This window comes from Paenibacillus solisilvae, from assembly GCF_042656405.1.
Classification (GTDB): domain Bacteria; phylum Bacillota; class Bacilli; order Paenibacillales; family Paenibacillaceae; genus Paenibacillus_Z; species Paenibacillus_Z solisilvae.
Map to the genome: position 1 here is coordinate 1 of NZ_JBHSOW010000109.1, position 23,061 is coordinate 23,061.

General features: G+C 49.2%; 15 protein-coding genes, 1 pseudogene and 1 riboswitch. Of the genes and pseudogenes, 13 read left to right on the forward strand and 3 right to left on the reverse strand.

What is annotated here, in order from left to right:
- Positions 1-608: 608 nt before the first annotated feature.
- From ACFPYJ_RS28340 to ACFPYJ_RS28350, 3 genes are all read right to left on the reverse strand, one after another.
- Complete coding sequence (locus ACFPYJ_RS28340) at positions 609-917, reverse strand: Dabb family protein (protein ID WP_379191611.1); 309 nt, start codon at positions 915-917, stop codon at positions 609-611.
- A 101-nt stretch (positions 918-1,018) separates the two neighbouring features.
- On the reverse strand, positions 1,019-2,143 hold the full coding sequence (locus ACFPYJ_RS28345; protein ID WP_379191612.1) for a winged helix DNA-binding domain-containing protein: 1,125 nt from the start codon (positions 2,141-2,143) through the stop codon (positions 1,019-1,021).
- A gap of 119 nt (positions 2,144-2,262) precedes the next feature.
- On the reverse strand, positions 2,263-3,165 hold the full coding sequence (locus ACFPYJ_RS28350) for an ArsR/SmtB family transcription factor (protein WP_379191613.1): 903 nt from the start codon (positions 3,163-3,165) through the stop codon (positions 2,263-2,265).
- Between the two features lie 400 nt (positions 3,166-3,565).
- Between ACFPYJ_RS28350 and ACFPYJ_RS28355 the strand changes: the two are divergent.
- The 13 genes and pseudogenes from ACFPYJ_RS28355 to ACFPYJ_RS28415 all read left to right on the forward strand — a co-directional run.
- Positions 3,566-4,135: pseudogene (locus tag ACFPYJ_RS28355) on the forward strand (histidine phosphatase family protein); the annotation flags it as partial.
- 152 nt (positions 4,136-4,287) lie between these two features.
- Positions 4,288-6,603: a glycoside hydrolase family 95 protein gene (locus ACFPYJ_RS28360; protein ID WP_379191614.1), complete on the forward strand. Its 2,316-nt coding sequence runs from the start codon at positions 4,288-4,290 to the stop codon at positions 6,601-6,603.
- A 196-nt stretch (positions 6,604-6,799) separates the two neighbouring features.
- The gene (locus ACFPYJ_RS28365; RefSeq protein ID WP_379191615.1) at positions 6,800-9,100 is read left to right on the forward strand and encodes a helix-turn-helix domain-containing protein; all 2,301 of its coding nucleotides are present in this window, start codon (positions 6,800-6,802) and stop codon (positions 9,098-9,100) included.
- Positions 9,101-9,154: 54 nt separating this feature from the next.
- Complete coding sequence (locus tag ACFPYJ_RS28370) at positions 9,155-10,795, forward strand: type 2 periplasmic-binding domain-containing protein (protein ID WP_379191616.1); 1,641 nt, start codon at positions 9,155-9,157, stop codon at positions 10,793-10,795.
- Positions 10,796-11,113: 318 nt separating this feature from the next.
- The gene (locus ACFPYJ_RS28375) at positions 11,114-12,019 is read left to right on the forward strand and encodes an ABC transporter permease (RefSeq protein ID WP_379191617.1); all 906 of its coding nucleotides are present in this window, start codon (positions 11,114-11,116) and stop codon (positions 12,017-12,019) included.
- Positions 12,020-12,032: 13 nt separating this feature from the next.
- On the forward strand, positions 12,033-12,929 hold the full coding sequence (locus tag ACFPYJ_RS28380; protein WP_379191618.1) for a carbohydrate ABC transporter permease: 897 nt from the start codon (positions 12,033-12,035) through the stop codon (positions 12,927-12,929).
- 102 nt (positions 12,930-13,031) lie between these two features.
- Complete coding sequence (locus ACFPYJ_RS28385) at positions 13,032-14,702, forward strand: type 2 periplasmic-binding domain-containing protein (protein WP_379191619.1); 1,671 nt, start codon at positions 13,032-13,034, stop codon at positions 14,700-14,702.
- A gap of 507 nt (positions 14,703-15,209) precedes the next feature.
- Positions 15,210-16,334, forward strand: a complete 1,125-nt coding sequence (locus ACFPYJ_RS28390; protein ID WP_379191620.1) for an SGNH/GDSL hydrolase family protein — start codon at positions 15,210-15,212, stop codon at positions 16,332-16,334.
- Positions 16,335-16,394: 60 nt separating this feature from the next.
- Complete coding sequence (locus ACFPYJ_RS28395) at positions 16,395-17,069, forward strand: GntR family transcriptional regulator (RefSeq protein ID WP_379191621.1); 675 nt, start codon at positions 16,395-16,397, stop codon at positions 17,067-17,069.
- 69 nt (positions 17,070-17,138) lie between these two features.
- Positions 17,139-17,909 (forward strand): SDR family NAD(P)-dependent oxidoreductase, encoded by a 771-nt coding sequence (locus ACFPYJ_RS28400; RefSeq protein WP_379191622.1) that lies wholly within the window; start codon positions 17,139-17,141, stop codon positions 17,907-17,909.
- Between the two features lie 117 nt (positions 17,910-18,026).
- Positions 18,027-19,124 (forward strand): mandelate racemase/muconate lactonizing enzyme family protein, encoded by a 1,098-nt coding sequence (locus ACFPYJ_RS28405; protein ID WP_379191623.1) that lies wholly within the window; start codon positions 18,027-18,029, stop codon positions 19,122-19,124.
- A gap of 139 nt (positions 19,125-19,263) precedes the next feature.
- The gene (locus ACFPYJ_RS28410) at positions 19,264-21,645 is read left to right on the forward strand and encodes a glycoside hydrolase family 95 protein (protein WP_379191624.1); all 2,382 of its coding nucleotides are present in this window, start codon (positions 19,264-19,266) and stop codon (positions 21,643-21,645) included.
- Positions 21,646-21,705: 60 nt separating this feature from the next.
- Positions 21,706-21,793, forward strand: a riboswitch (cyclic di-GMP riboswitch).
- A 91-nt stretch (positions 21,794-21,884) separates the two neighbouring features.
- A complete protein-coding gene (locus ACFPYJ_RS28415; RefSeq protein WP_379191625.1) occupies positions 21,885-23,033 on the forward strand; it encodes a transglutaminase domain-containing protein in 1,149 nt (382 codons plus the stop codon).
- The last annotated feature ends 28 nt before the right edge of the window (positions 23,034-23,061 follow it).

A 23,061-nucleotide genomic window follows, 5' to 3' on the forward strand; every position in this document is an offset into this window, starting at 1 on the left:
GAAAAAAGCTATTACGAGCAACTCCAGGTTTCATAAAGTTGTGTCTACTATATTGACATAAGCTCAATTAGGCATTTTTAACTGGAAAATTCCAGTATAGCGCTATTTTGAACATTTAAAGCCCAAAATAGCTGTAGAAATCCAGTATAGATATGCATGCCGCCCCGTAACACGCAGCAAGCCACATGCAGCAAGCTGCAAGCCACACGCAACCAGAAACGCCACGCGACCAGCCACATGCAGCAAGCCACACGCAGCAAGCTACATGCAACCAACAAGCCACACGCAGTAAGCCACATGCAACCAGCAACCAAGCGACCAGCCACATGCAACCAACGACATGCAACCAGCCACATGCAGCAAACCACGCAACCATCCACATGCAGCAAGCAACACTCACCAGGCCACACGCAACAAGCCACGCAACCAGCCACATGCAGCAAGCTACATGCAACCAGCCACACGCAGCAAGCCACACGCATCAAGCCACACGCAGCAAGCCACACGCATCAAGCCACACGCAACCAGCCAATCATTCACACAAGTGCACAACGGGTTTGCCCAGTCTCTTTGTTAAGACTTGAGCAGTGCTTTACTTTGCAAATGGATCAGGCATTCGCAATCGGATAATCCACGACGACGACATTGTCCAGCAGGCCGTCCAGCGCTTTCACGAAATCCTGATGAGCAGGATGCGGTCCGTATTGGCGAAGCGCTTCTTGGCTTTCGAAAGTGACGCGAAGTCCCAAGGAGTAGCCGTGTATATTGTCCGTTTCCTCTGTCACATTGAGTCCAGCACTCATATCGATGATGCCGGGAATCGTCTGTTTGAAGGCCAGCAGCTTGCCCAGAAGCAGCTGTTCATGCTCCTTCGTCATACTGGAGTTGAATTTGAAGATAACGAGATGTTCGAACATAGATCAAGCTCCTCTTCGCAGATTGAATATCGTATTCTATTCTATCATTTTACCGCAGACGAACCTACCTTAATTTATCAAGAGCCGGGCGGGGCTGATGGTTATTGGTGAGGCAGAATTTGAACATGATGTGCGGCTATCTTAGGTATCGCAAAAGCAAGAAGCCGCGCACCCTCCTCATGGAGTGCTGCCGCAGCCGCTTGTGACAGGGGGACAAATGGCTCAATGACCAGAACAGCGCTGTCCCGTTCTTGCTCTATTCTCCATAATCCGCGGGCAAAGCCATCTATCAGGATTGCCGCGCGAATAATGCCATTCACGGTGAAAATCCGTTTGCGGTGTTCTTCGCTTATAATGCGGGAGCGATCCGCGTAAGAAAGAAGCATATTATCGAACTCGCTCAAGAAACGAGGCGGAGCGGGCTCATCGGGATCGGGAAGAGGAGTATCCGGAAGGTCGAACAGCTCCACGCCATGCTCGGTATAGAAGGTACGGAGGCTGGGACGGAGAACCTCCATGATCCCCTGCAGCCTGGTCAGGCCTGACCAAACCTGGATATCCTTCACTGATGCCGGACCGAATGCAGCCAGGTATCGCCGAATCAGTTCTTCAACTGATGCATGAGCTGACAAAGGGCGTGCAAGCCAATGCTCGGCAGATGTATGCGAAGCCAGGCCGCTCTCCCCCCATAAACCACGAGGAGGCACCTGAACGAGCGGGACTAAATTTCGCACTGCTGCACTCAGAGCAGCAGGGTCTCTATCCGGCCATTGTTCCTGCAGCAGCAAGCCGAGCTCATGGAAGGTCCGGGGCTGCTGCTCAACCAGCAGGCGGCCTGCAGCCATTACCGCCTGAAGGTCGATTCCATCCAGCTGCTTGCCGTAATTCCCCTTCAGGCCGCGGTCTAATACAGGCTGCAGCAGGGGACGGAGCATTAAGCAATCTTCTGCCGTAACCAAATGAATCGTAGAGCGCATTAATGCAATGCGAACGACTTGGCGCTCTGTCATCAGCCTGGATAATTGCTCTTGGCGGAAGCCATCAAGCCGTGTCCACAGTCCATAATACGGCGGATTAGGAGCTTGTGCCTGAAAGCCTGCCAGATGCCTGAGCGCCTCTTGCACCGACAGCTTCGAACGGCGCAGCAGCAGCTGCCGCTCCAGAAGCGCCCGGTTGAGGGCTTTACGAGATAACACGGTTCCTGAAGAATGGGCCTGCTTCTGCAATGATAGAACTCCTTTACGTGAGTAATGGTGGTCAGCCTCAAGTATTACCCTCATTATACCAAAGGAATCTTGACAGCATTCTGTCAGTGTTCGTGGGCGCAGCCCTGTCCAATCAGCGCTCAATTATTGTAGTGCATCGTAATTTCAATATCCTGATTATAGCTGCCAAAATGTTTGCCGAACAGATTAATGCCGCCGCAGTTCTGCGCATCCTCTAGGGAAGCGATGCGGAAGCTGACGTCCTTCCCGTAGGCCATGCCAAGATCTGAGCTCGTCACATCTGCAATCCGGATGCCGTCCAGATAGGAGCCTCTTTCATTGACGGTGATGATTTTCAGCACGCCATATTGCGTTCCGCAGTTATGCCAGTCCGGCGTATAAGCCCCCTTTTGCTTGCCGAAGTCACCTTGGCAGGTCCACATGCCAATGGGAACGTCATTGATGTAGAAATGAATATCTGAAGGCCATGTTTCATTGCAGCCTGAGGCTTCCGAGCAAATTTCAAGGGAAATCTCCAAGGAACGCAGCTTCTGATTGCTGTTGAGAAAATTAGGGATCCGGTACTCCACAAACCCGCTGCTGAACCATAAATGATTAGCCTGCACATGCTGCGGATCGGCAAAATAACGGGGATCATCGATTAAGCCGATGATTTGGGTCCTTGAAGCCATGCCGCAGGCAGGCTTCACATCGAAAGCCGAATACTGACCGACAGGAATCGAGATTGTATTGGCAAGCACATCCTGCTTTCTTGTTTTGAACTGCAGGACGGCTTGATTAAGCTGCAGGGAACAGATTTTCTGGGTTCCGCGCCTGCCGGCGATGCTCTTGCAGGAGACGATCCCCGCGTTCTCAAGCTTCTGAATATGCTTGGTCACAATGGCCGATGAGAGAAGAAGCCGCTCGGCGAGCTGCTTTATATTCATGGGACCGGCATCCAGCAATTCAATTATTTGAATCCTCGTTTCAGAGGAAAAGCATTCCAGGAAGGTCATATTTTTAGTCGTAACTTCTATTTGCATAGCTGTAGCCCCCGATTCCAATCAGATAGATTCATTTGTACAACTTATAAGGTAAACAGCTGCTCTTGTTGGAGAAGGAGTCTGGAATTCAGCGTTCGTATGTTCTCCAGCCGCCAGAGTACTGAGCGATGCGCTGCAATCTTGCTCCTTATTATTTAAACATCCAAGAGATGTTGAAATCAGAACAGCCGGGGCCGGCAAGCGTCTGCCGGGGGAGGGGAAATTTGGAACGGCATGGAATATGTAAATAGGAAAGTTTGGTCTTGAAGATCATTCAGTATGATGAAGTCCGACTTCATGCGTTCGCAGCAGTAGAGACAACTGCCGGGAGGCTTTAATGATGAGTCTTACAACAACCATTTATCTGGTTAGACATGGGCAAACGTAGTGGAATGCCGAGCACAAATTTCAGGGGCATCAAGATTCTGACTTAACGGAAACCGGAGTTAAACAAGCCATTCGGCTAGGAGAGTCGATTAAAGATGAGCCTATTGATCTTATTTTCTCAAGCACAAGCGGAAGAGCTTATCGAACAGCGGAATTGATCCGTAATAACAGAGCTATTCATGTGTATGAAAGCGAAGATTTAAGAGAAATCAACCTTGGAGCCTGGGAGGGAATGACACAATCGGATGCGAAGAACAAGTATCCGGAACAATTTTATTATTTTTGGAATGACCCGGAACGATTCAGACTGGAAGATAGCGAGTCTTTTCGGGATGTTGCGGAGAGAGCGGTCAGAAGGGTTAATCGAATGATTCAAGATCATCAAGGCAGGTCCATTCTGATTGTTACACATACGGTCGTGGTCAAGGTAATGATGGCTTATTTTGAAGAGCGGCTGCTCAAAGACATTTGGAACCCGCCTTTTATACATCCAGCATGTCTATGTAAGGTTGAGATTAAAGATAACAAGCCGAATATTATCCTTCATGGTGACATCAGTCATTACGAAGGGAGCAGTAAATGAAAATAACCGCCAGCCTTTACAAGATAAAATCGTGTATGATACTATTAAAATCGTACACGATTTATCATTAATGAATATATTTCATCCCACCATTATGGACAATAAAATGCTGCAAGCCTTGTTCTTATTATCGCTGTTAAGGAGAATGCATGATGAATGAATCGAAGCTGCGGTATACCCGTCCTGCTCTGGACTGGTCGCAAGGGCTGCCAATAGGCAATGGAAGATTAGGAGCGGTTGTATACGGAGGAATCGAGAGCGAAACATGGAGCATAACGGAGGTCACGTATTGGTCGGGACAATCCGAGTCTATAACAAGTCATTCCAACGGTAAAGCCGATCTCGGTCAAATGAGGGAGTATTTCTTTGCAGGTGATTATGAGCGGGGAGATGCATTAGCCAAACGGGCTTTGCAGCCGAAGAAGCAGAATTTTGGCACCAATCTGCCCATGTGCGATATAACTTTGCAGTTCGGACACCAAGGGGAGGACCTCGTCCGTGAGCTGGATCTGGATCAAGCCGGCATTAACACTTCGTACATGTCAGGCCGGAATAAGATCACGCGGGAAGTATTCGCCTCGCATGCCGATCACATGATCGCATCGCGGATACGCGGTGAGGAAGCTGGAGGAATTTCTTTCGCGCTCCGAATCGTTGGCAGGACAGAAGAGTTTGAAGCTTGGACAGAGGACGATTCTGCGATTGCATTCAAGGGAAGAGCGACGGAAACGGTACACAGCAGCGGGGAGTGCGGGGTTTTCTGCCAAGGAATGGTCAAGGTGCTTGTCCATGGCGGAGAAGTGTATGCCAGTGATGGCCGGATTGTCGTTAAGGATGCCGATGAAGCATGGATATACTTTGCGGCCAATACCGATTACGGCAGCGGCGATGAGGAATGGGGGCTGCTGTGCGCAGAACAATTGGAGCAGGCCATTGCCATAGGATACGCTGACCTTAAGGAAAGACATGTGGACGATTATCAGAAGCTCTACGGAAGAGTGAGCATCGAGTTAGGGGCTTCCAGCCATGCTGAGCTGCCGACTGACGAAAGAATACGGCTGATGGCAAGCGGCAGGGCGGATGATCCACAGCTATATGCGCTGTTTTTTCAATATGGCCGATATTTGATGATTGCAGGTTCAAGAGCGGATTCCCCGCTGCCATTGAATTTGCAAGGCATATGGAATGATGGTGAGGCCAACCGTATGCAGTGGAGCTGCGACTATCATCTGGATATTAACACGCAAATGAATTATTTTCCGGCGGAAATAAGCAATTTGGCTGAATGCCATACGCCATTGATGAATTATATTGAGCGTCTCTCGGCTGCAGGGAAGTCGAGCGCGCAGGATTTTTATGGCTGTGAGGGCTGGGTTGCCCATGTTTTCTCCAATGCTTGGGGGTTTACGGCACCGGGCTGGGAAACCTCCTGGGGGTTGAACGTAACAGGGGGGTTATGGCTTGCGACCCATCTGCGTGAGCATTACGAGTTTAACCTGAACCGGGATTTTCTTAACAAGCAAGCTTATCCGGTTATGAAGGAAGCGGCAGCCTTTTATCTGGATTATATGGTTATACATCCGGCCAACGGCTGGCTGGTGAGCGGGCCGTCCAACTCTCCGGAAAACAGCTTTTATACCGATCAGCACAAAGCAAGAGAGCATCAGCTGTCGATGGGGGCGACGCTTGACCAAGTGTTGGTGCGCGATCTGTTCAGCTTCTGTCTGGAGTCAGCCGAGCTTCTGGGGGTGGACCTTGAGCTGCAGGAGAGACTGCGGCAAGCGCTGCCGCTTCTGCCGCCGCTGCTTATCGGTAAGAAGGGACAGCTGCAGGAATGGCTGGAGGATTATGAAGAGGCTCAGCCTGATCACAGGCATTTATCCCATTTGTTCTGCTTATATCCCGGCAATCAAGTGACGGTAACAGGAACGCCGGAGCTGAGCAGGGCGGCTAGAACAACGTTAGAAAACCGCATGACCCGCGCTGAATTAGAGGATGTGGAATTCACCGTCGCAGCTTTTGCGGCAAGCTTCGCCAGGCTGCAGGACGGCGACAATGCCTTGAAGCATTTATCTCACTTAATCGGTCAATTATGCTTTGATAATTTATTGACGTATTCAAAGCCCGGCATAGCCGGGGCGGAGCGGAAAATATTTGTGATCGACGGTAATTTTGGCGGAGCTGCGGCGGTAGCGGAGATGCTGCTGCAAAGTCAGGCAGGGGAGATTACGCTGCTTCCGGCGCTTCCGCATGCATGGCAGACGGGCAAAATAACCGGATTGCGGGCCAAAGGGAATGCAGAGGTGGATATGGCTTGGGAGAATGGGGAACTGGCTGAGGCAACAATCAAAGCCTTCTCGCCAAGGCGAACCTTCCTTCGTTATCGGGACCAGATGGTTCCGCTCGACCTGGAGCCTGGCTGCGTTTACTCCATCAATGCACAGCTGCAGGCGACCAAACGGGCGTGAGAGGATTTGACTTTATAATCGAATGAATCGGAAGCAACTACAATGTCATTCGTAGTTGCTTTTCCTTTTATTGGGTTTTTTCCCGTAATAAAAATTTTTTATTCCCAATATAGACAGAAATATAGGATAATAAGATAGCTTGTAGGGGTCAGACCCGATACTTTAATGACAACGCTTTCAACGAGGGGGTTAACTCTTGCCTAAGTTTTCAAGAGTATTCAGAAAGTTATTATTTTCTTATATCGTTATTTTGATTATTCCGAGCATTGCCGGGTACATGTCCTACCGGACTTCCATCTCGGTGACGCAATCCATTTCCATCGAGAACAGCGTCACGCAGCTTCTGAAGAGCAAAGAGATTTTGGAGCGCCGTATGGCTGAAGTGGAAGGATTCACGAGGCAGCTCGCCATCAATCAGGATTTGAACATTCTGATGAATCAAAAAACCGCCGATCAAAAGACAGATATTTATGGGATCTGGAAAATGATGCAGGATGTTTTGACCTTTGGTCAGACCAATGATTTTTTGCAGCATTTTTTCATTTACCTTCACAATTATAATGTCATTATGACTCCAGGATCGGCTTACTTCCGTCCTGAACATTATTACGAGAATTTCCATTACACAGATCTGCCGCTCGCAAAGTGGGAGCAAACGATCCTGGGGGAAACGCACCGCAGTGAAATTATGCCGCTTCATCCCTTCGTTAATAAGGGAACGCAAACGAGCGTCATCACTTATATGCAATCACTTCCGCTTGACAGCTTCAGCGGTTCTTCACCGGCTACAGTGGTTGTCATTATTGACGGGAAGACCATTTCCAGCCTTCTTTCAGGCATCACCGACCGTTACGGCGGGTGGGCTCAGATAAGTGATGCGCAGGGACGGACCATCGGTTTAAAAGGGATTGATGAGAAGGAGATCGCGAAGCTATCCTCAGATCCGAACTTTAACCAAGAAAAGGTGAGCCAATTTTACAAGGATGACTTGGTCATCACAATTCGCTCGGCAGCGAATGACTGGGTCTACAAAGCGGGAATACCAAGACATGTGCTGCTGGAGAATGCCAACAAGATCAAGCACATTACGTGGACGGTGACCGGTCTTGCTTTGCTGATCGGCCTGCTGGTCGGCCTGCTGTACGCCTATCGGAACAGCGCTCCGCTCAATAAGCTGCTCAGCATCATGAAGGAACAGTTCGGCAATGATGGGAAGTCAGAGCGCAATGAGTACGACTTCCTGCAGGGGAATATCTCCAAAATGATCTTAAGCAACAAACGGCTGGAGTCGGAGCTGCACAACCAGCTTCCTTTGGTTCGGGATGCTTTTCTCAAGCGGCTTATTGCAGGCGAATTCCAATCCCGCGAGGAAGTCATCGCTGCCGCCGCTCAAGCCGGCACAGGGCTGAGCGGCAGTTCCGGGTATGTCGGAATTCTGCAGATCAATGGCTATTCCGGGATGGGTAACGTTGAAATTCTGAATGAGCTGACTGCCGCAAGGCTGATTTTGAAGCAGGCTCTTCTTGATCTGGGAAGTCCGATTCAAATGACGGATATGGGCTCGGATAAAATCGTCGCTTTATTCGTGTGCCGGGAAGGCGAAGCGGTCAAGGAAATGGGAAAAGACGATATCACCCACATCCTGGAGCATCTTGCCCAATTGTTATTTGACGAATACAGAATTACGATAACGGCAGCATTAGGCGAGGATTTTGCTTCGGAAACAGAGGTCAGCCATTCGTTCGAGCAGGCCAAACAGGCGCTCGAGTATGCTGTTTATATGAATAAAACAGGTACTTTGTGGTACAGTGAAACTCAGATGGAGAGCGCCACCTACTACTATCCGCTTGATATCGAGGTGCGCTTGCTTAGTACGATTAGAGCTGGAGAGATCGAGGAGGCCAAACGGATTCTCCAATCGATCATCATGCAAAATACCGAGCACCGGGAGCTATCCATTGAGATGAAGCATCAGTTAATCGGTGAATTGAAGGGGACCTTTCTTAAACTGCTCGATCAGAAAGCGTTTATGGAATCTGAGAGCTTTGAGCAGGTGAAGAACCGCATTCTCACGATTCAAGCGGCAGACCCGATCGAATCGATTCAAGCCGAAATTAATGAAATTATGGAAGAGCTCTGCGGTATTATTACCAGTAAGAAGAATGATATTCATACGAGAACAATTGAGCAGATTAAGAAGTATGTGATGGAGATGTACTGGGATCCTGAGCTGACGCTGTACCGGGTAGCCAAACATGTGGAGCGCCCGGAGAAATACATCTCTCAATTATTTAAAGAAGTAACCGGAATGAATTTATCCGATCATTTGGAGCAAATCCGAATGAATCAAGCGGCCATGCTGTTAAAAAGCAATGAATATTCCGTTGACGAAATCTCATCACGAGTTGGCTATCACAGTTCGCACTCCTTCCGGAGAGCGTTTAAACGGGTTAGGGGCGTTTCCCCAAGCTCGTATAGGCAATCCGTTGATGAATGAAATCCTGATCGCTGCTGCCACTCGCGCGCCGGATTTCATGAAAGGAGAGGAAACATGAGGAAACGTGCAAGCTTGTTTATCGTTGTATGCATGCAGCTGTTGGTTCTATCCGCATGCTCCGGCTCCAAAGCGACAACCCAGACGGCCGATAAGCCGGTCGAGATTCATATATTTGCCCAGCAGGATGCCGCGCAGGATCTGAGGGGGAATGATTTTTCGAAGCTTCTCGAGCATAAGTTTAATGTGAAATTCGACTGGAATACAATCCCGTATGACGGAGCGAAAGAAAAACGACAAATATCGCTGGCCAGCGGGAATTATGCGGACACTTATATATTGACCGAATACATTGATCAATTCTCACAGGCGGACGTCCTCCGGTACGGGAAGAAGGGGGTGTTTATTCCGCTGAACGATCTGATCGCGCGTTATGCGCCGCATATTCAAGCGGCCTTCAAGAAGGATCCGAAGCTTAAAGCGATTAACACCGCTGCAGACGGCCATATCTATGGACTTACTGCATATAGCGAATGCTTTCACTGCTCCTATCCGAATAAAATGTGGATCAACACCGAATGGTTGAAGAAGCTGAAGCTTACCATGCCTCAAACAACCGGAGACTTTAAGAAAGTGCTGCAGGCCTTCAAGAATCAGGATCCCAATGGCAACGGCCTTGCCGATGAAGTTCCGCTCAGCGGATCGACGGAGGATTATGGCGTCCACCTTATTCCGTACCTCATGAACGGGTTTATCTATGATGATGATGACCGTTATCTGGTTATCAATCAGGGGAAAGTGGAGTTGGCGGCTAACAAGCCGGAATGGAAAGAAGGGCTCGCATACATCAAATCCCTGTACGATGAACAATTGATCGACCCAGGAGCGTTCGTGCAAAATGCCGATGTCTTCAAAAAAATCGGTGAAAACGCAGATGCTGAGATTCTGGGTGCGGGAGCAGCCATGCATCCGGAAATTTTTGTTAATACAGGACCTGGCAATGAGCGCGGGAGTCATTATAATCCGGTTCCCCCGCTGAGAGGACCGCATGCAGCCTATGCACTGCACAAAGAAATCGGAGTCATGCCAGGGGCGAAGTTTGTTATCACGGATAAGGCGAGTCCGGAAGCTCAGGCGGCTTTAATTAAGATGGTCGATTATATGTATACGCCTCAGGGGCAGGTTCTTGCCGAAGTGGGCAAGGAAGGCGTCGCTTGGCGAAAGCCGGTTAAAGGCGAAGAAGCGTTGAACAAGGAGGTTGCGCCTGCATTTACGAGTATTCCCGCCAAGGAAGGGGACACGCTCGGTAGTACCGGATGGAGCGGGATGGGACATTTCTATATGCCCAAGGCGTACAGGGACAGCTGGGTGCAGTCCACCGATATTTATTCGCCGGGCGGTTACGAGAGAAGGCTGTATGATGCGACATTATTATACGCAGGCAAAGAGCCGAAGGAAATGTTCCCGACATGGGTGAACTGGATCGACAAAAGCAAAGCGGACGAGGCCAATATGCTCCAGACGAACATCAAGAACTATGTGAATCAGAACGCCCTCCAGTTCATAACGGGCAATAAGGATTTGAACAAGGACTGGGATGCGTATATCAAAGGTTTGAATGAGCTGCAGGTGAACCGTTATGTGGCGATCATGCAAAAAGCGTACAATGCGACCATGTCCAATAAAGCATGGCCTTAAGATAAAATCCTGACTGCTGCGGCGGTCAGGATTTTTTTTTGACCTATTGGAGCGTATAAAAAATACCCCTGCATACGCAGCAGGTTTATTGGAATAAACCTGCTGCGCCTTTGTGCAGGATGGAGCTGCCGCTTCTTCCTAATTCTGCGGGGACAGCGGAGAAATGGACGCAGTACGGGCAAATGCCCCCGTAAATAGGGGGATCTGTACGCTAAACGACCCAAATGTACCTATCCTAAGCGTATAAAAAAGCACTAAGATCACCTTATCGAAAGCGCTGTCATTCATCACGAATTGAATACATGGGGGGAATTGGTTTTGGAAGTCGCAAGAAAAAGTTTCAATAAGCATTGGCAGTTATATCTGGTTATTATTCCGCCGTTGTTGTTCTTCCTGATCTTCAAATACTATCCGATGCTTAATGCGATCCTTGCATTCAAGGACTACAACGTCATTAAAGGGATATGGGGCAGCCCGTGGGTAGGGTTCAAGAATTTTCAGCTGTTCTTTGAAAATCCGATTTTTTGGACCTTGGTCAAAAATACAGTCTACGTCAGCTTGTATCAATTGGCAGTCGGATTTCCGATCCCGATTTTGCTCGCATTGGCGTTAAATGAAGTACGCAACCAGCGGTTTAAACGGCTCGTTCAGCTGGTTTCCTTTGCGCCTTATTTCATATCCACCGTCGTCATGGTATCGATCATCATGCTTTTATTGGCACCGCGGCTTGGATTCTTCAATATTGCGCTGAATTACTTTGGCTTTGATTCGGTGAATTTTCTCGGAGAGCCCGGCATGTTTCGATCCATTCAAGTCTGGTCGGATATTTGGCAGACGGCAGGGTATTCCGCAGTTATTTATTTGGCTGCGCTTGCAGGAGTCGATCCTGTGTTATATGAAGCGGCCAGAGTGGACGGTGCATCGCGCTTTCAAAAAATCATCCACGTCGATTTGCCCGGTATTCTGCCGACCATCACCATTATTCTCATTTTGAATGTGGGAAGTATCATGGCAGTCGGTTTCGAAAAGATTTACTTGCTGCAAAACCCGCTTAACTTAGAGACATCAGAGATCATTTCTACCTATGTATACAGAGTAGGGCTGTTGAATGCTAACTACAGTTTTGCAACCGCTGTCGGTTTGTTCAACTCGGCGATCAATTTAGTTTTGTTGGTTCTTGTTAATGCCTTGGCCAAACGAATTTCGAATAACAGCTTATGGTAAGGATGGAGAAACGATGAATGTAACTAGAAGAGCAATAAAAGATTCAGCGGGCGACCGTATGTTGATGGGTACCATCTATGTCGTGCTTGGTATTGTATTAATCATTGTGTTATATCCGCTTGTGTATATTCTCAGCAGTTCCATCAGCAGCCCGGCTGCCGTCTCATCAGGCCGGGTATGGCTGTGGCCCGTTGATATTTCATTTAAAGGATATGAGACGCTGTTCCACTCGCCGAAAATCATGACTGGCTATGCGAACTCCTTATTTTATACAACAGCCGGGACGATCATAAGCGTCATACTTACGATATTGATCGCTTATCCTTTATCCCGGAACTCATTTTTCGGCCGGAAAGCCATCATGATCCTGCTTACCTTCACCATGCTGTTCAGCGGCGGATTGATTCCAACCTACCTCGTTGTCAAAGAGCTCGGGCTGATCGATACGAGATGGGCCTTATTGATCCCGAATGCCATTTGGGTATGGCAGGTCATCATCACTAGATCATTCTTCCAAGCATCGATTCCCGAGGAATTATGTGAAGCCAGCGAAATAGATGGATGCAGCGATCTGAGATTCATATGGAGCATTGTGGTGCCCTTGTCAAAACCAATCATTGCTGTGCTAGTCCTGATGTATGCGGTTGGCCAGTGGAACGCTTATTTTGATGCTTTGATTTATTTGAAATCGGAGAAGCTGTTTCCGCTTCAGTTAATTTTGAGGAGCATCATCATCCAAAACAACAGCTCCGGAAGCCAGGATGCATTGAAGCTGGTGGAAAGGCAGCAGCTCGCCGATTTGCTGAAATACTCATTGATCGTAGTAGCCACCTTGCCTGTGCTTGTAATCTACCCATTCGTGCAGCGTTTCTTCGTACAGGGGATGCTGGTCGGATCAGTAAAAGGCTAGACAATTACTTTTTTTGCGTAATGAAAGGAGTGATGCATTGGTAGTAGTCGTCCAAAAGCAATGGTTCAGCATACTTGCATAATAAAAAGGGAGCGATTAAACGTGAAAAAGAGATTAGTAAGTTTACTGGCCATTATCATGATGGTCAGTCTGGTGCTGGCGGCATGTTCGAAAGAGAATGACCCGGCCAATACTTCATCCAATACCCCAGCGGCAGATCCGGCGAATACACCGGCAGCCACCGAGCCTGTTCCAATCAGTGTATTTGCCCTGCAGGAGCAGAATATTGATTTGCCGACCAATAAGTTCACGAAATACGTGGAAGATACATTCAAAATCAAATTTGACTGGCAGCTCAATCCTTCCGATGGAGCGAAAGAGAAAAGACAAATCTCTCTGGCAAGCGGCGACTATCCGGATGCCTACATGCTAACGGCATATATCGATCAATTCTCACAGGCTGATCTTCTAAAGTACGGAAAACAAGGGGTACTCATCCCTTTGAATGATCTCATCAAACAATATGCGCCAAATATTCAAGCAGCGCTGGACAATGATCAGGAGTTCAAAGGGTTTACCGTTGCACCGGACGGCAATATCTATGGGCTCCCGGCTTACAGCCAATGTTTCCACTGTTCTTACCCGAACAAAATGTGGATTAACTCCAGCTGGCTTAAAAAATTGAATCTTGAAATGCCGAAAACACCGGAAGAATTCAAAGCGGTATTGGAAGCTTTCAAAACGAAGGATCCGAACGGCAACGGCAAAGCGGACGAAGTGCCGCTCAGCGGATCAATAGAAGATTTCGGCGTACGCGTTATCCCTTTCCTGATGAACGGTTTCGTCTATGACGACGATCGCAATTATCTGAACATGACAAACGGAAAGGTCGAATCCGCAGCTCTGAAACCGGAGTGGAAGGAAGGCTTAGCCTATATCAAATCCCTGTATGATGAAGGCCTGATTGATCCAGGTGCGTTTACGCAAAATGCCGAAGCGTATAAGAAAATCGGCGAGAACGCCTCTGCGCAAATTTTGGGCGCAGGTGCAGGCATGCATCCGGCTATCTTCGTGAATATCGACAAAGGAAACAAATATTCAGCCGATTATAACCCGGTAACGCCGCTTACAGGTCCTCACGGTTCATTCGCGACTCATGATGCAGGCGGAGTTGCGCCGGGCGCCAAATTCGCGATTACGAATAAAGCCAGCAAAGAAGCTCAAATCGCTTTGATTAAATTGGTTGATTACATGTTCACGCCCGAAGGTCAAACAAACGGTGCAACGGGCATGAAAGGCATCGACTGGAGAGATCCGAAGGATGGCGAGGTGGCGCTTGGTGAAGGGGTTACTCCTAAAGTCGCTCCTATCCCTGCTGTAGATGGAGAAGCACCGCATAATGCGGGCTGGAGCGGCATGGCGCATTACTATATGCCGAAGGAATACAGAGACGGCTGGGTTCAAGGAACGGATATCTATGATTCCGCGAACTATGAGCGCAGACTGTACCAAGCAACGTTATTGTACCAAGGCCATGAACCCAAAGAGATTTTCCCGCTTTGGTCGGTTTGGATCGATCCATCAGAGATGGACGAAGCAAGCATGCTGCAAACCAACATTAAATCCTATATCGAACAGAACGCGCTCCAATTCATTACCGGCAATAAAGACTTGAATAAGGATTGGGACAGCTATGTTAAGGGATTGCAGGATTTGAAGGTTGACCGCTATCTCGAAATTCTGCAAAAAGCATATGATTCGACGAACAAGTAATTCGAAGAACAAGTAATTCGACGAACAAATAGGCTGTGAAGAAAAAGAACAGGTGTTTTATTGCAAAATAAAGCACCTGTTTTTTATTGTACGCCCAGCATGGGCGTCATCTCTACGGTGAAAGTCCGGAATGGGGGCTGGCAAGCGCCTACCATTAGCCAAGAGCAAGGGTGTCCATCGTGAGGTGGAATCTGAAGGAAGCTGGAGGCAAATACACGGCTTGAGGATACGAATCCAAATTGAGGCGGCTGCAGTCGGATGAGTCACCAATTCATGACGAAATCCTAAGCTGCCAAAGGCGGCAGCCGTAGACTTGGGCAAGCTGGTCTGATGTTCCTGCAGCCTATTGGGGTTATAATGCAATTATGGAGGCGACTGTCCTCGATAATTATGAGAACAACCCTGACGGCACTGAGAACTGGAAGAAGTAAGAGATAACGTTTGCGTACAGGAGCCTTCTTGCTTGACCGGAGAAGGCTCTGTCTGCAAGACAGGAGGAGAATTAGAATGAACGAAACAAAATCCGGCAATCATTTCATCCGTTTACGCAGAGGACTGCCTCGCGTAAACGCTAAGCTTGCAGGGAATGAACCGCTTGCTGTTGCTTTTCTCGGGGGCTCCATAACCGAAGGAGCCGGGGCATCCGATTCGGAGAAAACCAGCTGGCGGGCGCTTACGGGGAGATTTTTCAAAGAACGCTTTTTAACTGGGGAAGTAATCAGTATTAACGCGGGCGTAGGGGGCACGACATCAACCTTTGGCGCGCACCGGCTGCAGGAGCATGTCTTCGCTCATGGTCAAATTGATTTATTATTCGTAGAATTCAGCGTCAATGACGGCAGGGATCGAGAGGAATCCATTAAGGGAATGGAAGGAATCGTCCGTCAATGCAGACGCCTGTCGCCCCAGACAGATATCTGTTTCGTCTATACCGCAGCAGACAAGAACCTGACAGGGGAACTGCCTTTCAACATTGCTGTTCATGAGGAAGTAGCCGTCCATTATGATATTCCATCGGTCAGCTTCGCGGCACCCATCTACGAGCAGATACAGTGTGGCCAACTGCTTTGGAAGGAACTCGCCAATGACGGGGTGCATCCCAACGATATCGGTCATGCGCTGTATGCGTTATTTTTGCAGGAATTTCTGGTCATTGCCCTTCTTCCAGGCGTGAGAGAAGATGATGGGCAGAATACCCTGACTTTACCGCCGCCTCTGCACAATCAGAATTACGAGTATGCCAGTATGACGGATTTTCGTCTGGCGGATCATCCCGCAGAATTTTACGTGAACAAGCTGGAAGACGAGCCGCTCATGAACTGGAGATTTAATACGGAACATCTATTCACCGATGTTCATCATGCGTCGCTTTCTTTCTCGGCTGATGGGCAGAGTGCAGGACTTCTGCTGCTGTGCGGACCTGGTACAGGCATATTCGAATATTCGTTTGACGGCAGCACCTTTCATCAGGTGAATTTGTTTGATGAGTGGTGTTTAATCGCCTACCGGCCTGTGATTGCGATGTTCCCGCTCCCTGCAGAGCGTACAAATACGCGAATTATTATCCGTAATACGGGGCTCAAGGATGAACGAAGCAAAGGTACGGAGCTGCGGATTTTGAAGCTCTTATAGTGTTTGAAAATCCTCTATCATACATGATATATTGGTGATGGAAGGATTGGTGAAGCATGTATGAGCAATAAAATCAGCCGGGTCAATTTAACAGAAGAAATCTATCGCATCGTGAAAGATGATATTTTGTCGCATAAATTAAAAGCCGGCGAGAAAATTAACGTCGATCAGCTGGCGAGAACGTTAGAGGTCAGCAATATTCCCATTCGCGAGGCGCTCTCCAGATTGCAATCCGAAGGCTATTTGCATATCATCCCGTTCAAAGGGATGTTCGTTAATCTGATGAGTCTCAAGGACTTGAACGATATATTCGAGATCCGGCTGCATCTGGAGCCTCTTGCTGTGGAGAAAGCGGCATTAATCATTCCGGAATCCAAGCTGGCATGGCTGAATGAGAATCTGAATGCTCATGCCAACCGTTCGGTTCCGTCCGCGAGCGGTCTTGAGATAATAACGGAGATGAATGCTTCCCTGCATGGCACGATTTTGGAGTATTGTGATAATAACAGCTTGAGCAGTCTATTAAAAGGCTACATGGAACAGATTCAAAGATATTTATCGTACATTAAATTGAATTTGGATGTGGATAACACGAACGAGGAATGGGCCGAGCATCATGCAATCTTGCAGAAATTGATCCAGCGGGATGCCAAAGGTGCAGCGGATGCGATGTCCATGCACATCCGAAATTCTCAGAAACGAACCAATAAACAATTTATCAGCACAGGGGTTTAGCGATGCCGATCAGCGGCGAGCTGCATGCTCAAGGATAGGCTTATAGCGAAAATCAAGAGGAGGCAGAGCATGCAATTGGAAGGCAAGGTAGCGATAATAACTGGCGCGGGCTCCGGAATTGGCGAAGCTGCGGCCAAGCTGTTCGCGAGTCACGGTGCGCAGGTTGTCATAGCGGACTGGAATGCTGACGCCGCAAACCGGGTGGCGGGCGAGATTAACGGGATGGAGCCGATGCCTGGCCGGGCAGTCGCTGTTCAAATCGATGTGTCGTCTGAGCAGCAGGTCAAGCTTTTCGTGCAGGATACCCTAGACAAACTGAATGCCATCGATATTCTGTTCAATAACGCTTCCGTCGTTTTGCCAAAGGAACTGGAGGAGGTCACGGACGCCGAATGGACGCGTACCGTGGATATTAATCTGAAGAGCGTATACCTGATGATTAAATATTGCATACCTGCACTGAGAAAAAGCCGGGGCAGCATTGTGAATATGTCATCCTTGAACGGCTTAATCGGCCAGCGGCAAAATCCCGTATATTCCGCAACCAAAGGTGCTGTCATCGCGATGACCAAGGCGCTCGCGCTTGATTACGCCAAGGATGGCGTGCGGGTGAATTGCATCTGTCCGGCAGGCGTTGCGACCCCGCTGCTGGAAGAGTGGACCCGGCAGCAGCCGGACCCGGAGGCAACCGTTCAAGCGTTGATTGACATGCATCCGCTGGGACGATGTGCATCTACGGATGAAATCGCCCAGGCCGCCCTATATTTGGGCTGTCAATCATCCGGGTTTATTACCGGTGTTGCACTCCCGGTGGATGGCGGAGCATCGCTCGGCTATTGAACGGTCCAAGGCAGCCCTGTATGAATAAAGGTGATCGGGTATTGTAGTCACATGGATGTTTCAATGCTATAATAAATCATACACGATATACAATATATCATAAGGAGGAGATACAAGATGAAAATAACGAAGGTAGAAAGTTTTATCCTGCATGTCCCGCTGAACCCGCCGATTACCGATGCCATTAATTCCCCCACTCATTGGGGTTTGCCGGGTGTCCGGATTTTTACCGATGAAGGCATTACCGGCTATGGATATACGGGCACTTGTGCCCATGGAGATTCGATGATCACCGATACGATTGATCAATACTATGCGCCGGTTCTTCTGGGCAAAGATCCGTTTATGGTCAAGGAGATTTGGGATGAGCTTCGTTTTGGCAAAATGCATTGGATCGGCCGGGCGGGTATCACGCATATGGCGCTGGCGGCCGTAGATATCGCGCTCTGGGATATCATGTCGAAGGCCTCGAACAAGCCGCTTTGGCAGTATCTCGGCGGTCATAAGTCCAAGCAGATCAAAGCGTATAATACAAATGGCGGCTGGTTGAACTGGTCGCAGGAAAGACTGCTTAAAGATATCAGCTCCTATGTGGAGGATGGTTTTACCGGGGTGAAGATGAAGGTCGGCAAGCCGAACACCAGAGAAGATTATGACCGTGTTAAAGCAGTCAGAGAAGTGATCGGCAAAGATATCATTCTGATGATTGACGTTAACCAGCAGTGGAACATCAATACCGCTATGACTTGGGGGAAGAAGCTGGAGGAGTTCGATTTGTTCTGGCTCGAGGAGCCTCTGAATCCCGATGATATCATGGGCCACAAAAAACTGGCGGATGCCTTAACTGTGCCGATCGCGCTTGGAGAGCATGTGTACAGCAAATATGCCTTCCGCGATTATATTCATGCCGGGGCGGTTGAATATGTTCAAGTGGATTGCACGCGCGTAGGCGGAATTACCGAATGGCTTCAGGTTTCAGGTCTGGCTGCAGCGTATGACCTGCCGATCGTTCCGCATGTCGGAGAGATGGGACAAATTCATCAGCATCTGGTTGCCGCTACGCAAAATGCGATTATGCTGGAGTACATTCCATGGATCCGTGAAATCTTCGTCGAACCGGCAACGGTTAAGGATGGCTTCTACGTGCTTCCTCAAATGCCGGGTGCATCCACGGAGGTTATTCCCAAATATTTTGATCAGTACCGTATAAAATAGCATTTCACCTAAGCGCTTTCATTTCGGTCATGGTATGATGATAGCATGTAAGACTCTTATGGCGCAGGAAGCGGAATCAATAACAAAAAGGCGTCTCTAGCAATCCAATAGAGACGCCTTAATTATGGGAGGTATACGTGTGGAGCTGCAATATAACAGACCAGCAGGAGCATGGACAGAAGCGCTGCCGGTCGGCAACGGCAGATTAGGGGCGATGGTGTTCGGCGGAGTAGAGACGGAACGGATCCAGTTGAATGAGGATACGCTTTGGTCCGGCTATCCGAGAGATTGGAATAATCCCGGTGCGAAGGAAGCTCTGCCCAAAGTACGCCAGCTTTTAGCAGAGAAGCGTTATACGGAAGCAGACCGCCTGAGCAAGGAAATGATGGGGCCTTACACGCAGTCCTATATGCCGCTTGGACATCTGCATCTTGCCTTTGAGCATGGGAATCACTTCAGGAGCTACCAGCGAACATTGGATTTGGAGCAGGCGATCTCGTTCACACAATACACCATCGGCGAGGTAACCTATACCAGAGAGATATGGGCTTCGCATCCGGATCAGCTCCTTGCAGTAAGAATCGAGGCCAGCAAGCCTGGAATGCTCCATTTGCACGCCCGGCTGGATAGTCCGCTTCGTTACCAGAACAGAGTCGACGGTGAGCGTTATGTCATTAGCGGTTATGCCCCGGAGAGCGTCGCGCCTAACTATGTCAACCGTGATCAGCCTATCGTCTACGGAGATCCCGAATCAACGAAAGCGATTCGATTCGAGGGCTGCCTTCGTGCTCAAGCAGAAGATGGAATTATACGCTTCGATACTGACGGCATACATATCGCCGGAGGGACGTCAGTTACGCTGTATTGGAGCGCAGCGACGAGCTTTAACGGTTTTGACCGGCTGCCCGGCAGTGCGGGTCAAGATCCAGGTGTAATCGCCGCTTCTTTCCTCGATCAATCAGCAGGCAAGCTCTATGGGGAACTTCGTGAACGTCACATCGCTGATTATCAATCGCTGTATAACCGGGTGAAGCTCGATCTTGGTGAATCGACAGCACCGCATGATATCTCAACAGATAAGAGAATCGCTGAGTACGGCGCGGATGATCCGGGCCTGGTGCAGCTGCTCTTTCAATATGGGCGTTATTTAATGATTGCCAGCTCCCGGCCCGGGACTCAGCCGGCTAACCTGCAGGGAATCTGGAATCAGGAGACAAGACCGCCATGGAGCAGCAACCACACCCTCAACATTAATGCAGAGATGAACTATTGGCCGGCGGAGAGCTGCAATCTGGCAGAATGCCATGAGCCGCTGCTGGCATTTATCGGGAATTTAGCCGAGAACGGCAGGAAGACGGCAGCCGTTAATTACGGCGTCCGCGGCTGGACTGTCCATCATAATTCAGATGTTTGGGCTCAATCATCGCCTGTTGGTGATTATGGGGATGGCGATGCGGTATGGGCGAGCTGGCCTATGGGGGGCGTATGGCTGAGCCAGCATCTATGGGAGCATTATGCCTTTGGCAGAAACATCGATTATCTGGGGGGACATGCCTACCCGGTAATGAAGGATGCGGCATTATTTTGCCTGGATTGGCTGATCGAGGATGCCAATGGGCGGCTGATTACTTCGCCATCGACCTCGCCGGAGCATAAATTCAGAACAGCTGACGGATTTGCGGGAGTAAGCGAGGCTTCCACGATGGACTTAATGCTCATCTGGGATTTATTTACGAATTGTATCGAGGCTGCAGATACGCTTGGTATAGATGAGGCGTTCAGAAGTGAATTAGCAGAGGCAAGAGAGCGGCTGCACCCACTGCAAATCGGGAAGCACGGGCAGCTCCAGGAGTGGTCATCAGACTTCGAGGATGAAGATATTCATCATCGCCATGTATCCCATTTATTCGGTATTTACCCTGGCAGACAATTGACACAGCGCTCGGCGCCTGACTACTTCGCGGCAGCCAGGCAGTCTTTGGAGCGGCGCGGCGACGAGGGGACGGGCTGGAGCCTGGGTTGGAAAACTTCCCTTTGGGCCCGTTTCCGTGAGGGCAGCCGTTCCCATCTCCTGCTCTCCAATTTGCTGCAGCTGGTCAAAGAAAATGAACCGGATAACTACCATAGAGGAGGCGTATACGCCAACCTCTTCGATGCCCATCCGCCGTTTCAAATCGATGGCAATTTTGCCGCGACGGCAGGCATTGCGGAGATGCTGGTGCAATCGCATCAAGGCTATATCGAGCTGCTGCCTGCTCTGCCGGATGTCTGGCCGACTGGAAGCGTAACGGGGCTTCGGGCCCGCGGCGGATTCGAAGTCAGTCTTAGCTGGGAGCATGGCAGGTGGACGCAAGCGGAGATTCTTTCGAAGAGCGGAGGAACCTGCACCCTCGCAGGGAATGGAACTGTTCAGCTGGTTAACGGCGAAGATACGGGGCTGCTGACTGGCGAAGCGGATTCCGGCGTCATTGGCTTCAATACGGTTAAAGGTCAGTCTTATCGCCTGATTCAAATCGGATAGGGATATATCGCCCGAATCATGCAGGTTCTTATGATAGATTAAAAAGAATAGATTTGAATATAATTGAAAAGGCAAACCAGCAGAAATGCCGGGACGCAAAGCTACGGATCTGCAGACCGATTCCGGTTATGACCGCCGAGCCGCCACTACTATTTTTGACAGCGGCAGGACTCTTTTGAAACAGAGTCCTTTTTCTTTTATTCAATCCAAGTTTAGCAATTGGAGAGGGGAAACACCGCATGAAAAAATGGATGAAAGTAATGCTGGCCTGCGGGATCTTAATCGGATCGGCTTCAATACCATCCTGGGCGGGCCATTTGAATGCTGTTCATGCAGCATTTGCAGGTACCGCATCACAAGACCAATTGGCCAAGGATATGGCTCTTTCCTTGAATCGGCGCGACAGTTCCGCCCAGTTCACTTATGCAGGCAGTATGGCAGCCCTGAAGAAAGATATAAAAGAAGCTTGGAACCGCATCATGAACAAAGATGATTACTTGCATTATATTGTTAAAGGGTACAGCTATAATGCAACCGGAGACGGAGATACCGCTGAGATTAATATGCGTTTTACCTATTGGGAGACGCTGGCCGAGACCAATGAAGTGAAGAAACGAATCAGCCAGACGCTCAGCCGGATTCTGAAGCCGGGCATGAATGATCATCAGAAGGAGAGAGCGGTCCATGACTGGATTGTAGGTCATATCGCCTATGATACCAGCCTGGTCTCGCATTCCGCTTATGACGGTCTTGTAAAGGGCAAAACCGTTTGTCAGGGGTACGCGCTTATTACCTATGAGATGATGAGGCAGGCGGGCATTCCCGTGAAAATCGTAGAAGGCTCATCGCGGGGCATCAACCATACATGGAATCTTGTTCAGATCGGCGGCAAGTGGTACCATGTCGACACAACCTGGGATGATCCAACGCCGGATGCTGCCGGGCGGGTGGTCTACAATTACTACAACCTGACGGATACTCAGCTTCGCGCAGATCATTATTGGACGACATCAGCATGGTATCCGCCTGCGGTAACCGCTTATGACGAAGTCTTGACTGCCCTGGCTGTCAAAGATTCGGCAAATGCCGCCTTTTATAAAGATTTATATGAGCAAGCGGGTTATCTTTATCTTACAGATGCCCGTACCGCAGCCGACCTGCAAAGCTTAACAGGCAAAATCCGCAGCGCGGTGACGAACCGTCAGCAGAAGTTAGCGATTCGCTATCTGAAGGGTGCAACGGTGGTTTCGGATGTGAGGAAGGCGGTTGAAGCACAAAGAGGCCTTTCAAGCTACCGGTATTCGTATGAGGATTTCAGCCGGACAGCCGCTGATGATAAGCTGATTGTTATTGAATTTACATACACGGCAGCTAAAGGGAAGAAATAATTTCATCCTGCAGAGCAAGAGCAGCAGA